The sequence below is a fragment of the Tritonibacter mobilis genome, assembly GCF_001681715.1.
Taxonomy (GTDB): domain Bacteria; phylum Pseudomonadota; class Alphaproteobacteria; order Rhodobacterales; family Rhodobacteraceae; genus Epibacterium; species Epibacterium mobile.
In genome coordinates this window covers 132,710-147,711 of record NZ_LNWY01000003.1, presented here as the reverse complement: position 1 = coordinate 147,711, position 15,002 = coordinate 132,710, and the positions used below count along the sequence as shown (strand labels likewise).

The following is a 15,002-nucleotide window of genomic DNA, read 5'->3' as shown; positions in this document are numbered from 1 at the left end:
GCTTGCGTCCAAAGGAAATGGGGCCCCGCAGTGGGACCCCATGCCGTGAGCGGTGTGCGGACAGGCTAGAGCAGAAAACCCGTCTGAAGAGGTGAACGCAGAAGCAAAGCAAGATCGGGCGAGTCGGGATGAGCGGCTGGAGCAATGTCATATGCAACGCGCACTCCGGTATCGTCCTTCAGGCGAAATGTGACCCAAATGCCGGGCGTGCAAGGGCGGATGCTTTCTTCAAGGGATAGGTCGCAATAAGCCAGTTCGTCATGGTCGTCGCACCAGACGATTGCCTCACTGCTCTCTGCATCGACCCAAATGACAACACCATTCATCAAAACACCATAACCCGGTTCAAAGGCTTTTCTCTGCGTTCGTCAGATGCGCTGCACCCCGGTGAAGTTGGGAGGGACATACCTTTGTGCAACACTCTGACGTTTATGATGGTAGCGCACATAGGCCTCTGGTTGAATTTCGTAACTTTAGTTTTCTAAAAACTTCTGTGCAAGAAATTCAGAATATTCGAGTGGTTCGTCACGTATTTGCTGCTAAAGTAAGCGGATGCGTATCTATTGAAACATTCATTTTAACGAGTGCCTAAAGTGTCTGAGGAATCCCAAAACAAGAGCGGGAGTGCATTTGAACGTGATCTGTTCTCTGCGCAGCTCGGTGAGCTTGTTGAAAAACGCGGGGCAATCGCTCACATCTGCAAGAACGCGGGCCTCAATCGGCAGCAGTTCAACCGGTATCTAAGCGGTGAGAACATCCCCTCATTGGCGACGGCCTACCGGATCGCATCGGCGCTTGGTGTGTCTTTGGACAGTTTGGCCGGGCAAGCTGTGACGAGAGAGGCAGATCCTGAGAAAATGCCGCTAGACCAGTTGTTTAATGAAAACGCATCACCCAACACAGGATTGGTCGAACCGGGGTTTTATTGGGAAATCACCCGCTATGGAGACCCGAGTGATCAGTTCGTCCTGAGCCTCACGCATTTTATCCCCCAGAAAACCGGTGGGTTGTACTATCGATATAATCAGGCCGCGCGTGCCGATGGCACCATTGTCCCTCAAGAATTCTGGGGGCGCTACTATGAGGCCGAGGGAAAAGTGACCGTGTTTCAGACCAATACCCGCGTCCGCAACACTATGGGGTCGATGGCGTTGCGGCGTCTGGATGGCTATGGCGCAGAGCTGGCTGGGCAGAAGATGGGGCACCGTTTTATCAGTGGCGCGCGCGTGACCACAAGTATCACAGCTTTGAAATTTATCGGGCGGGAAGTGGAGCAGGAACCCAACCAGTTGTTGACGGGGATCAAGCTGAGATCAGAGATCCCTGCCGATATCATGGTGCTCTATGATTCCGTCCTTGCGCTCTCTGAAGCGGAGCCGGGGCGTCTGCATTTTTAAGGAAGGCTATTTATGCTCGCCTTATGCTCGTCTGACGATAGGGAACGCAAAACGGGCGCCCTGAGATACAGCGCGCCCGTCAGAAGTTTTGTGTTCAAAGTGACCCTTAGGCTAATTCGCCCGCCAAGGCGCTCTCGACCAACGCGATGGTGTCCTCAACGCCATAAAGCGCGATGAAGCCGCCAAATCGCGGACCTTGGCTCGCGCCCAAGAGCACCTCGTAGATCGCCGAGAACCACGCACGAAGGGGTTCAAACCCGTGGATCTTGCCGATAGCAAAGACCACGGACTGCAGGAACTCGTCGTCGGCAAAATTGGCTTCGGGCAGCGGATCACCGTTGCCAACCAGCTCGTTTTTCTTGGCGATGGCCGCCAGTGCCGCCTCTGGCGAACGCAGCGCATCGGCCAGATCCGTGAGGGCTGCGCGCTCCTGATCGGTGGGCAGGCGGTATGTTTTTGCGGGCTTTACGAAATCATTGAAATAGCGCACCGCATGGCCTGCGGCCTGATCCATGCCGGGATGGGTCTCGGCGGTGGCGTCGGGCGCATATTTGTTGATGAAGCCCCAGAGGGTTTCCTTGTCCTCGGCGTTGGAGACGCTGGCGATGTTCAAGAGCATCGAGAACGGCACCATCATATCCGACTGCGGGACATTGCCGCCGTGGATGTGCCAGACAGGGTTGTTGAGCTGCGCCTTCAGGTCCTGACCGTGATAGGCCCGCAATTGCTGGTGATATTCATCCACCGCCTTGGGGATCACGTCAAAATGCATCCGCTTGGCGGTCTTGGGCTTTTGATACATGAAATACGCAAGGCTCTCGGTCGAGGCGTAGGTCAGCCACTCGTCGATGGAGACGCCGTTGCCGGAGGTCTTGGAGATCTTCTGGCCGTTTTCATCGAGGAACAATTCATAGGTGAAATGCTCCGGCGCGCGCTGGCCCAGCACCCGGCAGATGCCGTCATAGATCGGTGTATTGGTGGAGTGGTCCTTGCCATACATCTCAAAATCGACGCCAAGCGCGGCCCAGCGGGCGCCAAAGTCAGGCTTCCACTGCAGCTTCACATTGCCGCCGGTCACCGGCAGGGTCCATTCGCGGCCGTCCTCATCATCAAAGGTGATGGTGTAGGTCTCGGCGCAGACCTTTTTCATCGGCACATAGAGCACGCGGCCGGTGTCCGGGTGGATCGGCAGGAAGATGGAATAGGTCTGGCGGCGCTCTTCACGCAGCGACTTCAGCATGATCGCCATGATGTCGTCGTATTTTTCAACTGCGCGCTTCAGAACCTCGTCGAACTGGCCGGAGCCGTAGAATTCGGTCGCAGAATAAAACTCATACTCGAACCCAAAGGTGTCGAGGAAGCGGCGCAGCATGGCGTTGTTGTGATGGCCAAAGCTCTCGTATTCGCCAAACGGGTCCGGCACCGAAGTAAGCGGCTTTTGCAGATGCTCCGTGAGGCTCTCGGAATTGGGCACGTTGCCGGGGATTTTGCGCATCCCGTCGAGATCATCCGAAAAGCAGATCAGCTTGGTCGGAATGTCGGAGATCACCTCGAAGGCGGTCTTGATCATGGTGGTGCGGGCCACCTCGCCAAAGGTGCCGATATGGGGCAGGCCGGAAGGGCCGTAACCTGTTTCAAAGAGGACATAGCCCTTTTCTGGCGCGCCCTTGGCGTAACGTTTGAGAACACGGCGTGCTTCTTCAAACGGCCAGGCTTTGCTCTTCAGAGCTTCTTCGCGCAGAACAGACATGATGTACTCCAGTCAGCGTCTTTTTCAGGGATCTGTGGTGGCACCATGCACACCGACGCGCTTCTCTATTGTGCCTGTGCAGCATGAGTCAACAAGCGCCGTTCTCTGAGCATGGGCGGAAAACCACTTTTCGCACGGTGCATTGTTGTATGCGGGGCAGGGGGGGCTTATTCTTGGAGGAGGAGAAAATCCGCAGTTTCAGGCACAAAGGACGCCCTAGATGACAGAAGAGACCATCCAGTTGCTGACCCCGCAGGACTGCCTTGTGGCGGTTATGGTGGCTGTGTCGGCATCGGACGAGGACATTCGCACCGCAGAGCTGGTGAAGATCCAGAATGCGGTCAATATGCTGCCGATTTTTGCCGAATATGATGCGGATCGGATTGCAGCCGTCTCGCGCACGGTCTTTGACCTGTTTGAGCAGGAAGACGGGCTGGATGCGCTGTTTGGTTTGGTGCGAGATATCCTGCCCGAGCGCCTCACCGAGACCTGCTATGCGCTGGCCTGCGATGTGGCGGCGGCGGATGGCAAGCTGAACGAAGGTGAGCTGCGTTTGCTGGAAGAGATCCGCTATGAGCTGAATGTGGATCGGCTGCATGCGGCGGCGATTGAACGGGGCTCGCGCGCACGCCACATGGTCTGAGGCGTGTCTGCGGGCGGGATGCGAGGCGCTGCCTCGCGCTCCGGGATATTTCTGGTTAGAAGAGATGTCTTACGGACCGAGAGGGGCGCGAGGATGCGCCCCTTTTTATGTGGGTCAGGAGCCGTAGACCTGCCCCCAGCGGTCCAGCAGGCTTTCTTGTAGTTTCTTGGCACGCGTGTTCCAGCTGCGCCCGCCGCGAGGGCGTTCGCGTTCGGCGCGGCTGATTTTGGCCCGGGCGCGCTGATCGGCGCTGAAGATCGCAAACGCCAGCTCATTGCCGTCCGGGGTGGTGATAAAACCGCCAAGGCCGGAGACGAAGTTCAGCGTGCCGGTCTTTGCTGCGATCTTGACCGGGTGGGTTTTTATGGGGCGGCCTTTGGCGTCGCTGAAATAATAGGGCTTTAGCAGCGGCTTTAGCGCGCCGGTGCGGCGCGAGGCGATCAACGCGCGCACCATGTCGTCTGCGGTGAGGCGGGATTCTTCGCCAAGGCCAGAGTGATCCACCATCCGACAGCGCTGCATTCCGAGGTTGCTGCGCGCCCAATCGTTCATGATCTGAGCGGAGGATTTGAGGCTGGAGGGGCGGCTGCCGCGATTGACGGTTGCGGTCATGCCGATCATTTCGGCCATCAGGTTGTTGGAATATTTGAGCATCGCTTCCAGCAGGTCCGGCAAGGGCGCGCTCTGGATCTGTGCGATGACATTGCCGCCGGGCAGCGAGGAGGTCACTTTGGGGTTGGGAAGCGAGATGCCATTTGCGCGCGACAGCGTCTGGAATACATCCCCTGCATAAAGCGCAGGGTTGCGTACCGGCAACCAGCGCGCGCCACCATTGCCGAGCGCCCCGCTGGCAACGGTCCAGTGATCGACGCCTGCCTTATCCTGATAGCTGTAGACGGGCAGGTCACGACGGGCGAGCGCCATCTTGGAAGTATAGACATCGGGGCGGTATTTTTGAGTGCGGGCGTCCATGGTGATGGCCCAGCTGCCGCCTGCGCGTTTCCACTCAAAGTGAACCCGGTTGAAATTCAGGGCAATACCGCTCACCGAGGGGCTGTAGCCGATGTGGTCGGGCTGATCCGGGTCGATCGAGCGCACATAGGGCAGCATGTCGTCCCAGACCAACAGACGGCCAGAGATACCGCGTACTCCGGCGGCCTTCATCTGGGCTGCAAGATCGGCTAGCGCGTCGGTGTCGAGGGTAGGATCACCCCCTCCGGCCAATACCAGATCGCCTTGGATGATGCCGTTGCTGAGTGGACCTGTGGCAATCAGGCGGGTGCGAAAACGGTAGCCTGCGCCCAGCGAGTCGAGCGCATAGAGCGCGGTCAAAACCTTCGCGACGCTGGCGGGGGGAAGCGCGGCGTCGCCCCGCGCGCTTTCGAGTATCTGACCGGTGCGGGCATCTGCGACCACGCAGGCGCTTTCACCCGAAAGCCCTGCACCTTTGAGGATGGCCTCCAGCCCGTCCGCACCGGGGGTGTAGGGGCTGACGCCGCGTGCCTTGGGGCGCGGGGTGAGGCCGGGGGCGTTGGCGAGGGCCGGGCCGGTGGCGAGAACTGCGAGGGCGGTGCTGAGGAAGCGACGACGTGAAATCATGGTGAACATTGTGAATCAAATTCCCAAGCCAAGGGCAAATGCTTTGAAGGTCATATCACCAAGAAGTTTTTGTGACGTGGCACGTCGGTTGCGCCGGGCGTGGGTCATTCGGACCAGCCACCACGTTTGCGGATCTCCGTGGATGAGGCGTCGATCATCGGGACATTGAGAAAACACCAGGCAGGGGTTTCAGCCCGCGCCAACCGCTGGCTCTGTGCGGCGGGAATGCGGTAGCGACTGTAGATGCGCGCGGCCGGAGACAGTCTTGCGGAAATGCGTTCGCCGGGGCGGGCCAGAACCCCCACTGGCACGCTGTCGAGGATTTCGCGCCAATCTTTCCAGCGGTGAAAATGAGCGAGGTTATCCGCGCCCATCAGCCAGACAAACCGCACGCGGGGGTAAGACTTGCGCAAGGCGCGCAGGGTTTGGGCGGTGTAGCGCGTGCCGAGGCGAGCTTCGATATCGCTGATGCGCACCTTTGGGTGGTCCATGATCTCGCGGGCCGCCTGCACGCGACGGGCCATGGAGGCAGGCGGGTTTTCCTTCAGCGGGTTGCCGGGGGTCACCAGCCACCACAACTGATCCAGACCAAAGCGTTTCAGAGCCGCGCGCGAGATCTGCACATGACCTTCGTGGGGGGGATCAAAAGATCCACCCAATAGGCCCACGGTCATGCCGGGCGCGAGATAGGGATACGCATGTCTCATCATCGGATTGATGCGCAGATTTAGCAGGGGAAGGCAACGGCTTGCGCGGCAGTCGGTTCGTTGTCGCGCAAGATCGGGGGCGGACAGGCGCGCATCTGATATGACACCGCATCACAAGTGGCACATCTATCATCGAAATGCGCGTTTAAGGTGGAGGCTAAACCCCGCCCACGGCGACCGGAGTTAGAAGAGTTCACTTGCGTCGAGGAGTGATCTCTCAGGTGTCAGCCAACCGCGGTTTCATGCGAGGAGTTTGACTCCCACTCGGACGAACGGTTGTGCAACAAATGCGCAAAAAGCGTGACACTCAATGTGCTGAGGGCGCCGACGAAGGAATAGATAAGCAGGCAGACCAAGATCGACAGATCCAATGCGATATACCCGATGGAGGCGGTGATCAGCCCTGCGACCATGCCTAGGAGCAATCCAGCGAAAGCCATTGTTTGCGATCCTCCCTCAGTCAGTTTTCGACCCAATATCGAGCCGAATTACGGTGCTTTGACGTTCAATCTTTAATTGATTTGTTCAAAGCTGCTCATCCTAAACTAGCAGAATTGTGTTGAGAAAAGGTTAACGAGACGGTGTTTGATGCTGTTTGAGCGAGATCGCGCCAGAAACAAAAAGGGCTTATTTCGACACCCGTACATCGCCGGATCAAAGGCCACCTCAGGCATGGGCGATGGACCGGTCGTCGCGTTCCATTGTGTCCTCGCGACGCGCGCGCAAAACTGTTGCAACAAAGAGCGTTAGCACCGTCACAAAGAGCCCTGTCGACATATATATAGCACAGCAGACCCAAAAACTCACATCAAAAAACAGCCCTGCACTGAGCGCGGACAATGCCCCGCTTATGACCCCGAGGATGAGTGCTGCCACGATCATATTTGGTCTCCTGTTGCCTCGCCCGGCGTTCTGCGACTCTCCGCTTCTGCGGATATGGGCTGCATGTCTGGAAGAATTGTAGATAAATGTGGTCAGAATATGGTCAATGACGTCACGGCAAGGCGCGCGATGACTCGCCCGCTCGCGCACCTGCACGGCAGCGATTGCTCCTGCCCGTCGCACGCGCTATCACAGCGGCCAAACTCTTTCCCCTAATGACGGAGCAATCCCATGGCCTCCTACCAGTACGTTTACCACATGCAGGGTGTCTCCAAGACCTACCCGGGTGGCAAGAAATGCTTTGAAAACATCCATCTGTCCTTCCTGCCCGGCGTGAAAATCGGTGTTGTCGGCGTCAACGGTGCCGGTAAATCGACCCTGATGAAGATCATGGCCGGTATGGATACGGACTTCACCGGTGAGGCCTGGTCGGCTGAGGGGGCCAAGGTTGGCTACCTGCCGCAGGAGCCGCAGCTTGATGAGAGCCTCACCGTGCGTGAAAACGTCATGCTGGGCGTGAAGGAAAAGAAAGACAAGGTCGACCGCTTCAACCAGATCGCGGTTGAAATGGCCGAAAACTACACCGACGAGTTGATGGAAGAGATGACGGCGCTGCAAGACGCCATCGATTCCGAGAACCTCTGGGATCTCGACAGTCAGGTCGACGTTTCCATGGAGGCGCTGCGCTGCCCGCCGGATGATGCGGCGATCAAGGATCTCTCAGGCGGTGAAAAACGCCGCGTGGCGCTGTGCAAACTGCTGCTTGAAGCGCCCGACATGCTGCTGCTCGACGAACCGACCAACCACCTGGACGCGGAAACCATCGCCTGGCTGCAACAGCACCTCATTGACTACAAGGGCACCATCCTCTGCGTCACCCACGACCGTTACTTCCTCGATGACATCACCGGCTGGATTCTGGAACTCGACCGGGGGCGCGGTATTCCCTACGAGGGCAACTACTCGAGCTGGCTGGAGCAAAAGGCCAAACGTCTGGAGCAGGAAGCCCGCGAAGACAAAGCCAAGCAAAAAACGCTGGAGCGCGAACTCGAATGGATGCGGCAGGGTCAAAAAGCCCGTCAGGCCAAATCCAAGGCCCGTATCGCCGCCTATAACGAGATGGCCAACACCTCCGAGCGGGAAAAGGTCGGGCGCGCCCAGATCGTCATCCCCAACGGTCCGCGTCTGGGTGGCAAGGTGATCGAGGTCGAAAACCTCGGCAAACACTATGGCGACAAGCAGCTGGTCGAAGGGCTGTCCTTCTCGCTGCCGCCCGGTGGCATTGTCGGCGTGATCGGCCCCAACGGTGCTGGTAAATCGACGCTGTTTAAAATGCTCACCGGTCAGGAGCAGCCCGACGAGGGCTCCGTCACATATGGCGACACGGTGAAGCTCTCTTACGTTGATCAGTCCCGCGATGACCTCAACGACAGTGACACCGTCTGGGAAGCGATTTCCGGTGGTGCCGAGATTATTGAGCTGGGCGATGCGCAGGTCAATTCGCGCGCCTATTGTTCCTCGTTTAACTTCAAGGGCGGCGATCAGCAGAAGAAGCTGAACCTCCTCTCTGGTGGTGAGCGCAACCGTGTCCACATGGCGCGCCTTTTGAAGGAAGGCGGCAACGTGCTGCTGCTCGACGAGCCGACCAACGACCTCGACGTGGAAACCCTGCGTGCGCTTGAGGATGCGCTGGTCGATTTTGCCGGCTGCGCGGTGGTGATCTCGCACGACCGTTTCTTCCTCGACCGGATCTGTACCCACATCCTCGCCTTTGAAGGCGACGCGCATGTGGAGTGGTTCGAGGGCAACTTCGAAGACTATGAGGAAGACAAGAAACGCCGCTTGGGACCGGACGCATTGGAGCCCAAGCGCCTGAAGCACAAGAAGTTTGTGCGGTAAAACAGAATGAGCGGCGGGGGATTACCCCGCCCTCAACTCTACACCTCTACAACTAATAAACTCTTCAATCTTCCAGTCTTAGTTTCGTTGCGGTACGCAGTGAAGCAAACTTCTTTTGTCGGCTCACCCCCTCCTGCAAGTACTTGGGTGGCGTTCGTACTAAGACTCGACGTAATGGCGTTGACAACGCTGGCGTTGCGAACGGTATCACCAAGTTCGAATGGGACGGTGCGTTTTTCCTCAGGAATGTACAACCGTCCACGAAACGTATTGGCGTTGTAGCTGGAAACGACCCCACAGTACTCAGAGAAATTGTCACTCGTGATTGTCTTGTCGATGTATTCGAATGTACTTGCATCCGCGTAGACATCCATTTGACCTTCATCAGGTCCTACACGATATCCAAAACTAGCGACTTCAGCGCTGCCAGAATAAACGATCGGTCTGTGGAGAGATTTTACGCCACTTTCTGTCTTTTCGATTAGTGAGTCAAACCTTTCCACAGATAAATCGTCGGAAATTGACCGCCGTGGTCCCGAATTCCGGTACTTCCTAATCTGCGCACCCAGCGTTTCGTCAAAGTTTGGAGTAAAGCCCAAAGTTTCCTGAATAACATATTCTACAGCAGATTTTGTGAGCCAGCCGAAGGCGGTATCGGGAGCGGCGGTCCCAAAGGCCATAATTGCCGGTCCCATCGCTCCGACCAACCCAACGGTCAGTTTCCAACTCCCCTCCTCGGGAGGAAGTGCCACTAACTTAAATCCTTTGGCGCTGGGAGATTGAGTAATTACCTTGCCGTTGATTAGTAGGTGTGTGGTTAGCGCAACGACGCGCTCAAATCCTGCCATCGCTTGTGAAACATCATAAAACTCAATAGCATGTTGGTCGGCCCATTTTCCTTTGAACTTCAATTCAAAGCTACAATCCATTACGTATCCTTGCAGTCGTTAATGCACGAAATCAAATGCCAGAAGATGTTTTCTGTCAATGATGAAATGCGCGCTTAAAGCGATTTGAAATACACCATGCGCCGAGAGCATTAATCTGTATTTTCAGAGATTTGCATTCGTTTCGAATCACGAACAAAGCTCGTGCCTGACCTTGGGGAGGTGCGAATGCGCCTTCCCGGGGGGAAGGTCAGGCGCGGGCCGTGCGGCTTTGCCTTACGGCCCCGGATAGTAGCTGACTGTTTCGCCTCAGCCCTTCACGACTCCAACTGAACAATCGGCCCCCCTGCGGCCTCGGCGTCTGCGGCATCATGTGTCACCATCAGCACCGGCAGCGCGCGGTCGCGGGCGAAGGTGAACACCAGATCGCGCATCTGGCTGCGCAGGGTGGCGTCCAGTCGCGAAAACGGCTCGTCCAGCAACAAGAGATCCGGCTCGGAGAGCAGCATCCGCATCAGGGCCACGCGGGCTTTTTGACCGCCCGAGAGCGTCTCCGGGTCGCGGTTGTGAAAGCCTTCAAGGCCGATCTCTGCCAGTGCGTCTTTGATGCGCGCGCGACGGGCGCGGCCTCGGACCTGCGGCGCGAGGCCAAAGGCGAGATTGGCCCCGACGCTCAGGTGCGGAAACAACAGGTGGTCCTGAAACAGGATGCCGACACGGCGCTCCTGCGGGGGCAGGGGGCAGAGGTCGCGGCCATTCAGGAGGATCTCGCCCTCAAGGCCGAAATCCGCGCTCATCTGCCCGGTGATCGCCGCAAGCAGGGTGGATTTGCCCACGCCTGATGGTCCCATCACGCTCAGAATGGTGGCGGGGGGCACGGTGAGGTCGAGTTCCAGCAAGGGGCGATCGCCGTGTTTGATGCGCAGGGCGCGCAGTCTCAGGCCCTCAGCCATGTTGCAGTCCTCTCCGGTTGCGCCAGACGATCAGCGGCAGGGTCAGCGCCAGCACAAATGGCAATAGTGCCGCCGCCGTTTGCAACAGCCCGTATAGGCCAATGGCACGGCGGTCGCCACCGGCGGCAAGGGCGACAGCCTCGGTGGTGAGGGTCTGGACACGCCCGCCGCCCACCAAGAGCGTCGGCAGATATTGCCCGACCGAGACCGCCATACCCACTGCCAGCGCAGTCATCACCGGGGCCAACAGCATCGGCAGCCGCAGGGTCAGGAAAATACGGCTCGGAGAAGCCCCCATCGCCGCGCCCACCGCACCAAGGCGCGCATCCCACGCCTTGTAGGGGCCTTCGAGGGACAGGCGCAGATAGGGCAGCACAAAGACCAGATGCGCGAGCATCACCGCCCAGAGTGTGCGATCGATGCTAAAGCCCAGTAAAAGCGTCTGCATGCCCGGCAGGAAGGCGGTCTGTGGCACCAGGAGCGGCAAATACAAGAGCCAAAGCCCCTTGCGCGTGAGGCGCAGATTGCGGCGCTCTTCGGTTTCAAGACACCCCAGCGTCAGGACCAGCCCGGCAAGGGTGGCAGCAAGGGCGATGGCAAAGGTGGTCGTGAGTGTCTCCATCGCGGCAGGGCCGTTGCGTTGCCAACTGCGCAGGCTGTAGCCCTCAGGGAGAATGTCGGGAAAGCTCCATCGGGCGGCAAAAGACCAGACCACCAACCCCGCAAGCCCGGCCAAAACCAGCCCCACACAGAGCAAAGCCGTCATGAGACCAAATGCGCGCCAGAGGCCATCCCGCGACAGGCGCGGCCCGCAGTAGATCAGACGTCGGCCCAGTGCGGCAAGCGCACGTTCCCCCCCGTGCCAGAGCAGAAGCGCGCCGATGACCAGTGCCAGTTGCACCAATGCCGCCGCCGAGGCCAGTGTGCGCAGCGTAAGGTCCGGCTCTCCCATCCAGCGCACGATCTGTACGGACAGCGGCGGTGGCGTGTTGGGCCCGAGGATCACCGCCACATCGACCACCGACATGGAGTAGGCAAGCACCACATAGACCGGCAGACGAATACGAGCATAAAGCGCAGGCAGCACGCCAAACATCCATGCGGCCATGCGCCCATATCCAAGCGCCAAGGCAACGCGCAGGCGGCCTTGAGTGTCGATCTGGCTAAGGGCCGCGAGGCTGATCAGCAGCAGGAACGGCACTTCCTTGACCACCAGCCCCAGCGTCATCGCAAGGCCCATCGAGTCCTGCACAAACAACACATCGGGCGGGCGCTGCCAACCCGTGAGCCACGGGCTGAGCGCGCGAGAAATCCAGCCTGAAGGTTGGATCAGGAACATCAGCCCAAAGGCGGCGGCGGCATGCGGCACCGATAATAGCGGCGACAACAGCCGCAGGACCGCACGAAAGGGGCGCGTACCGGACCAGCCTGCGAGCAGCAGCAGCGTGATCGCCAGCGAAAGAAATGTGGCAAGCCCGCCCGTTACAAGGCTGAGGCGCACCGAGGCCGATAGCCCCGGCCATTCCCACAGCGTCTGAAACGGCGTCAGTGACGGCCCCTGCAGCCCCGCCACCGGCAGATGCCCGAAGGCCGCACTAACGGTGCCCCATAGCCCGGCCAGAACAGGCCCGATGAGAACCAATATGGTCAGCAGCGGCAGGACCGGGGGCAGGGCAAGGGAGGGGCGCACAGAAGTTGCGTTCTAAGGCTCAGTTGCCGACGCCGTAGCGGGCCACCCAATCCTCGGAGATGCGGGTCATCCAGCTCGGATGTGGTTCCGGCTGCACAGCGCCGAGTTCCTCGGGCGAAAGCGTCGCAATTCCCAGATCCAGCGTGCGGAAGGCCGCCCGATCCTGAACCGGCAAGGCGTTCATATCAAGCACGGTGCCATAGCCCAGTACCTCGGGGTCTTGGGCGCGCAACTGGGCCTCGGGCGACATCAGGAAGTTTGCCACCACCATGGATGCAGCCTTGGAGCCTGAATTATAAGGGATTGCCACGAAAGACGCATTGCCAATGGTGCCCTTGTCGAGCACGAAAGTGCGCACGCTTTCAGGCAGTTGATAATTGGCGATTGCGGTGCTGGCCTCGCCGGGGCTGAAGGAAATCGCCAGATCAATCTCATCATCGTTCATCAGTTGCAGCTGGCGCGGGCCGGTGGGTGGGTAGGCGCGCCCCTCACGCCACAACAGCGGCGTCAGCTCCTCAATGAAAGCCCACAGCGGTGCGGTCACCTCGACATAATTGTCTTCATTGACGGGCTCAGAGAGCGCCTTGGGGTTGTCGCTCAGGTCGACCAATGCCTGTTTCAGGAAAGTGGTGCCGAGGAAATCTGGCGGCTGCGGATAGGTGAAGCGTCCGGGGTGTTCGCGGGCCCAGTCCAATAGCGCATCCATTGATCCTAAGCGTTCGGGCAGGTCTTTGGTGTCATGCATAAACACCACCTGCGCCATCGCCCATGGGGACTCATAGCCCTCGGTCGGGACGGTAAAATCATGCGTCAGGGTGCTGTTCTCCGTGTTGGCATATTGCCAGTTCGGCAGCGCCTCGGCGAAGGGGCCAAACAGCAGATCGGCGTCTTTCATGGAGGCAAAGTTGGCGCCGTTGATCCAGATCAGGTCCACCGCACCATCCTCGTCCTGACCTGCGGATTTCTCTGTCAGCACCCGCGTCACCGCATCGGCAGTGTTTTCCAGTTTCACATGAGTGAGGGTGATATCGTAGTCGTCCGCGAGCCGTTCCCCGACCCATGCGATAAAATCATTGGTCGCGGTGGAGCCTCCCCACGCATGCCAATGCACGGTTTGACCCTGCGCTTCTTCCAGCACAGTGGGCCAGTCCGCCGGATCGGGAGAGGCCCACGCCGAAAGCGGCGCGAGGGCAAGGGCAAGAGACAACATGCGTTTCATGGCGATCCTCGTTCTGGGACAAATCTTGGGTGCAGTATAAGCCGCATATCTGCGGCGATACTCCTGCAATCTCCCTCTGATTGCGCGATCCGCGCCGCCGCGTCCATGGGCATGACGAAAATGTGACGCTTGGTGTGGTGAGGGGGAGGCGGATGCTTGCACGGTCAGGGTCCTGCGGGTATGCACAGGCCCATACTCGCATGGTACTATGCGAGGCGTGACCGGACGCGAGCGCTCTTCCACAACCGCGTCCGATTTTTCGGTGCCGTTACGATCTTCAGGCGGCCCGCGACCATACGAGGGGAAAACCCAGCCATGTCGCTCGATATTCCCGTGCTGCGCAGCGCATTGTCCCAGCACTACGATCTCACTCCGAACCCCGAACTCGCCGAGTCCATGTCTGATGTCTATCAGCGCATGTCCCGCGTGGTGTCGCCTGTCGATTGGGTGCTCTATGCGCCATACGTCAAGGCGATCAATGAGCTGAAGGCCAAGCGCAACGCGGTGATCCTTGGCCATAACTACATGACGCCCGAGATTTTCCACGGCATTTCCGATTTTGTCGGCGACAGCTTGCAATTGGCGATAAAGGCCACCGAGGTCGAGGCGGATGTGATCGTGCAATGCGGCGTGCATTTCATGGCCGAAACCTCCAAGATCCTGAGCCCTTCCAAAACGGTGTTGATGCCCGACATGGAAGCAGGCTGCAGCCTTGCGGAATCGATCACCGCCGAAGGGGTCGAGGAAATGCGCCGCCGGTATCCCGGTGCGCCGGTGGTTTCCTATGTGAACACCACTGCCGAGGTGAAAGCGGCTTCTGATATTTGCTGCACCTCCTCCAACGCGGCGCAGATCGTCGGCGCGATGGAGAGCGACACGGTCATCATGACGCCGGATCAGTATCTGGCGCAGAACGTGGCCCGCGATGTGCCGCATAAGAACGTGGTCTGGTGGGAGGGCTCTTGCATCGTGCACGAGCAATACTCTGCCCAGGATCTGCGCGATTTCCGCGAATGGAACCCCGGCACCCGGCTGATTGCCCACCCGGAATGCCCACCGGATGTAGTGGCGGAGGCCGATTTCTCCGGCTCCACCAGCGGTATCCTGAAATATGTGACCGATGAGAAACCGGAAAAGGCACTGCTGATTACCGAATGCTCGATGGCGTCCAACATCGCGGATGAACTGCCAGAGGTCGAGTTTGTCGGCCCCTGCAACATGTGCCCCTATATGAAGAAGATCACGCTGGAAAAGGTCCTGTGGTCGCTGCATTCCATGGAGGGTCAGGTCGAGGTCGAGCCCGAAATGGCCGCCAAGGCGCGTCACGCGGTGCAGGCGATGATCGACCTGTCGCGCAAGCTGGGCATCTAAGCGCA

Annotated in this window: 14 protein-coding genes; 4 read left to right on the top strand and 10 right to left on the bottom strand. The window is 58.9% G+C overall.

All coding sequences use genetic code 11. The features are described from left to right. Window positions 1-65: 65 nt before the first annotated feature. The gene (locus UB90_RS02230) at window positions 66-326 is read right to left on the bottom strand and encodes a hypothetical protein (RefSeq protein ID WP_065324724.1); all 261 of its coding nucleotides are present in this window, start codon (window positions 324-326) and stop codon (window positions 66-68) included. A gap of 267 nt (window positions 327-593) precedes the next feature. Between UB90_RS02230 and UB90_RS02225 the strand changes: the two genes are divergently transcribed. Beyond that, window positions 594-1,397 (top strand): helix-turn-helix transcriptional regulator, encoded by an 804-nt coding sequence (locus UB90_RS02225; RefSeq protein WP_065324723.1) that lies wholly within the window; start codon window positions 594-596, stop codon window positions 1,395-1,397. Between the two features lie 106 nt (window positions 1,398-1,503). Here the strand turns inward: UB90_RS02225 and UB90_RS02220 are convergent, their stop codons facing one another. Continuing rightward, the gene (locus tag UB90_RS02220) at window positions 1,504-3,147 is read right to left on the bottom strand and encodes a lysine--tRNA ligase (protein WP_065324722.1); all 1,644 of its coding nucleotides are present in this window, start codon (window positions 3,145-3,147) and stop codon (window positions 1,504-1,506) included. A 220-nt stretch (window positions 3,148-3,367) separates the two neighbouring features. Between UB90_RS02220 and UB90_RS02215 the strand changes: the two genes are divergently transcribed. Beyond that, window positions 3,368-3,790, top strand: a complete 423-nt coding sequence (locus tag UB90_RS02215) for a tellurite resistance TerB family protein (protein ID WP_005635429.1) — start codon at window positions 3,368-3,370, stop codon at window positions 3,788-3,790. Window positions 3,791-3,904: 114 nt separating this feature from the next. Here UB90_RS02215 and dacB read toward each other — a convergent pair whose 3' ends face one another. The 4 genes from dacB to UB90_RS02195 form a co-directional block, all read right to left on the bottom strand. Beyond that, window positions 3,905-5,389 carry a D-alanyl-D-alanine carboxypeptidase/D-alanyl-D-alanine endopeptidase gene (gene dacB / locus UB90_RS02210; protein WP_065324854.1) on the bottom strand — a complete coding sequence of 495 codons (1,485 nt, stop codon included), beginning with the start codon at window positions 5,387-5,389 and terminating at the stop codon, window positions 3,905-3,907. Between the two features lie 104 nt (window positions 5,390-5,493). After that, the gene (locus UB90_RS02205) at window positions 5,494-6,096 is read right to left on the bottom strand and encodes a nicotinate-nucleotide adenylyltransferase (protein ID WP_074712562.1); all 603 of its coding nucleotides are present in this window, start codon (window positions 6,094-6,096) and stop codon (window positions 5,494-5,496) included. Window positions 6,097-6,320: 224 nt separating this feature from the next. Continuing rightward, entirely contained in the window at window positions 6,321-6,536 is a 216-nt protein-coding gene (locus UB90_RS02200) for a hypothetical protein (protein ID WP_065324720.1), read from the bottom strand. Window positions 6,537-6,762: 226 nt separating this feature from the next. Next, a complete protein-coding gene (locus UB90_RS02195; protein ID WP_065324719.1) occupies window positions 6,763-6,978 on the bottom strand; it encodes a hypothetical protein in 216 nt (71 codons plus the stop codon). Window positions 6,979-7,209: 231 nt separating this feature from the next. On the opposite strand from UB90_RS02195, the gene ettA reads away from it, so the two are divergent. Continuing rightward, the gene (gene ettA / locus UB90_RS02190) at window positions 7,210-8,877 is read left to right on the top strand and encodes an energy-dependent translational throttle protein EttA (RefSeq protein WP_065324718.1); all 1,668 of its coding nucleotides are present in this window, start codon (window positions 7,210-7,212) and stop codon (window positions 8,875-8,877) included. A 38-nt stretch (window positions 8,878-8,915) separates the two neighbouring features. Here the strand turns inward: ettA and UB90_RS02185 are convergent, their stop codons facing one another. The 4 genes from UB90_RS02185 to UB90_RS02170 all read right to left on the bottom strand — a co-directional run bounded on the left by UB90_RS02185 (window position 8,916) and on the right by UB90_RS02170 (window position 13,626). Beyond that, complete coding sequence (locus tag UB90_RS02185) at window positions 8,916-9,806, bottom strand: DUF7946 domain-containing protein (RefSeq protein WP_065331872.1); 891 nt, start codon at window positions 9,804-9,806, stop codon at window positions 8,916-8,918. Window positions 9,807-10,081: 275 nt separating this feature from the next. Next, window positions 10,082-10,717: an ATP-binding cassette domain-containing protein gene (locus UB90_RS02180; protein ID WP_065326388.1), complete on the bottom strand. Its 636-nt coding sequence runs from the start codon at window positions 10,715-10,717 to the stop codon at window positions 10,082-10,084. Then, window positions 10,710-12,407, bottom strand: coding sequence for an ABC transporter permease (locus tag UB90_RS02175; protein WP_065326389.1), 1,698 nt, complete (start codon window positions 12,405-12,407; stop codon window positions 10,710-10,712). Before UB90_RS02175 ends, UB90_RS02180 begins: the two co-directional genes overlap by 8 nt. A gap of 19 nt (window positions 12,408-12,426) precedes the next feature. Then, window positions 12,427-13,626: an ABC transporter substrate-binding protein gene (locus UB90_RS02170; RefSeq protein ID WP_009176929.1), complete on the bottom strand. Its 1,200-nt coding sequence runs from the start codon at window positions 13,624-13,626 to the stop codon at window positions 12,427-12,429. Window positions 13,627-13,941: 315 nt separating this feature from the next. Between UB90_RS02170 and nadA the strand changes: the two genes are divergently transcribed. Next, complete coding sequence (gene nadA, locus UB90_RS02165; protein ID WP_065326390.1) at window positions 13,942-14,997, top strand: quinolinate synthase NadA; 1,056 nt, start codon at window positions 13,942-13,944, stop codon at window positions 14,995-14,997. Window positions 14,998-15,002: the final 5 nt, after the last annotated feature.

What these genes read in the sequence shown, in the direction of transcription:
- UB90_RS02230 (WP_065324724.1), bottom strand. Translation starts at nt 326, where the DNA reads ATGAATGGTGTTGTCATTTGGGTCGATGCAGAGAGCAGTGAGGCAATC.
- UB90_RS02220 (WP_065324722.1), bottom strand. Translation starts at nt 3,147, where the DNA reads ATGTCTGTTCTGCGCGAAGAAGCTCTGAAGAGCAAAGCCTGGCCGTTT.
- UB90_RS02215 (WP_005635429.1), top strand. Translation starts at nt 3,368, where the DNA reads ATGACAGAAGAGACCATCCAGTTGCTGACCCCGCAGGACTGCCTTGTG.
- dacB (WP_065324854.1), bottom strand. Translation starts at nt 5,389, where the DNA reads ATGATTTCACGTCGTCGCTTCCTCAGCACCGCCCTCGCAGTTCTCGCC.
- UB90_RS02205 (WP_074712562.1), bottom strand. Translation starts at nt 6,096, where the DNA reads ATGAGACATGCGTATCCCTATCTCGCGCCCGGCATGACCGTGGGCCTA.
- UB90_RS02200 (WP_065324720.1), bottom strand. Translation starts at nt 6,536, where the DNA reads ATGGCTTTCGCTGGATTGCTCCTAGGCATGGTCGCAGGGCTGATCACC.
- UB90_RS02195 (WP_065324719.1), bottom strand. Translation starts at nt 6,978, where the DNA reads ATGATCGTGGCAGCACTCATCCTCGGGGTCATAAGCGGGGCATTGTCC.
- ettA (WP_065324718.1), top strand. Translation starts at nt 7,210, where the DNA reads ATGGCCTCCTACCAGTACGTTTACCACATGCAGGGTGTCTCCAAGACC.
- UB90_RS02185 (WP_065331872.1), bottom strand. Translation starts at nt 9,806, where the DNA reads ATGGATTGTAGCTTTGAATTGAAGTTCAAAGGAAAATGGGCCGACCAA.
- UB90_RS02180 (WP_065326388.1), bottom strand. Translation starts at nt 10,717, where the DNA reads ATGGCTGAGGGCCTGAGACTGCGCGCCCTGCGCATCAAACACGGCGAT.
- UB90_RS02170 (WP_009176929.1), bottom strand. Translation starts at nt 13,626, where the DNA reads ATGAAACGCATGTTGTCTCTTGCCCTTGCCCTCGCGCCGCTTTCGGCG.
- nadA (WP_065326390.1), top strand. Translation starts at nt 13,942, where the DNA reads ATGTCGCTCGATATTCCCGTGCTGCGCAGCGCATTGTCCCAGCACTAC.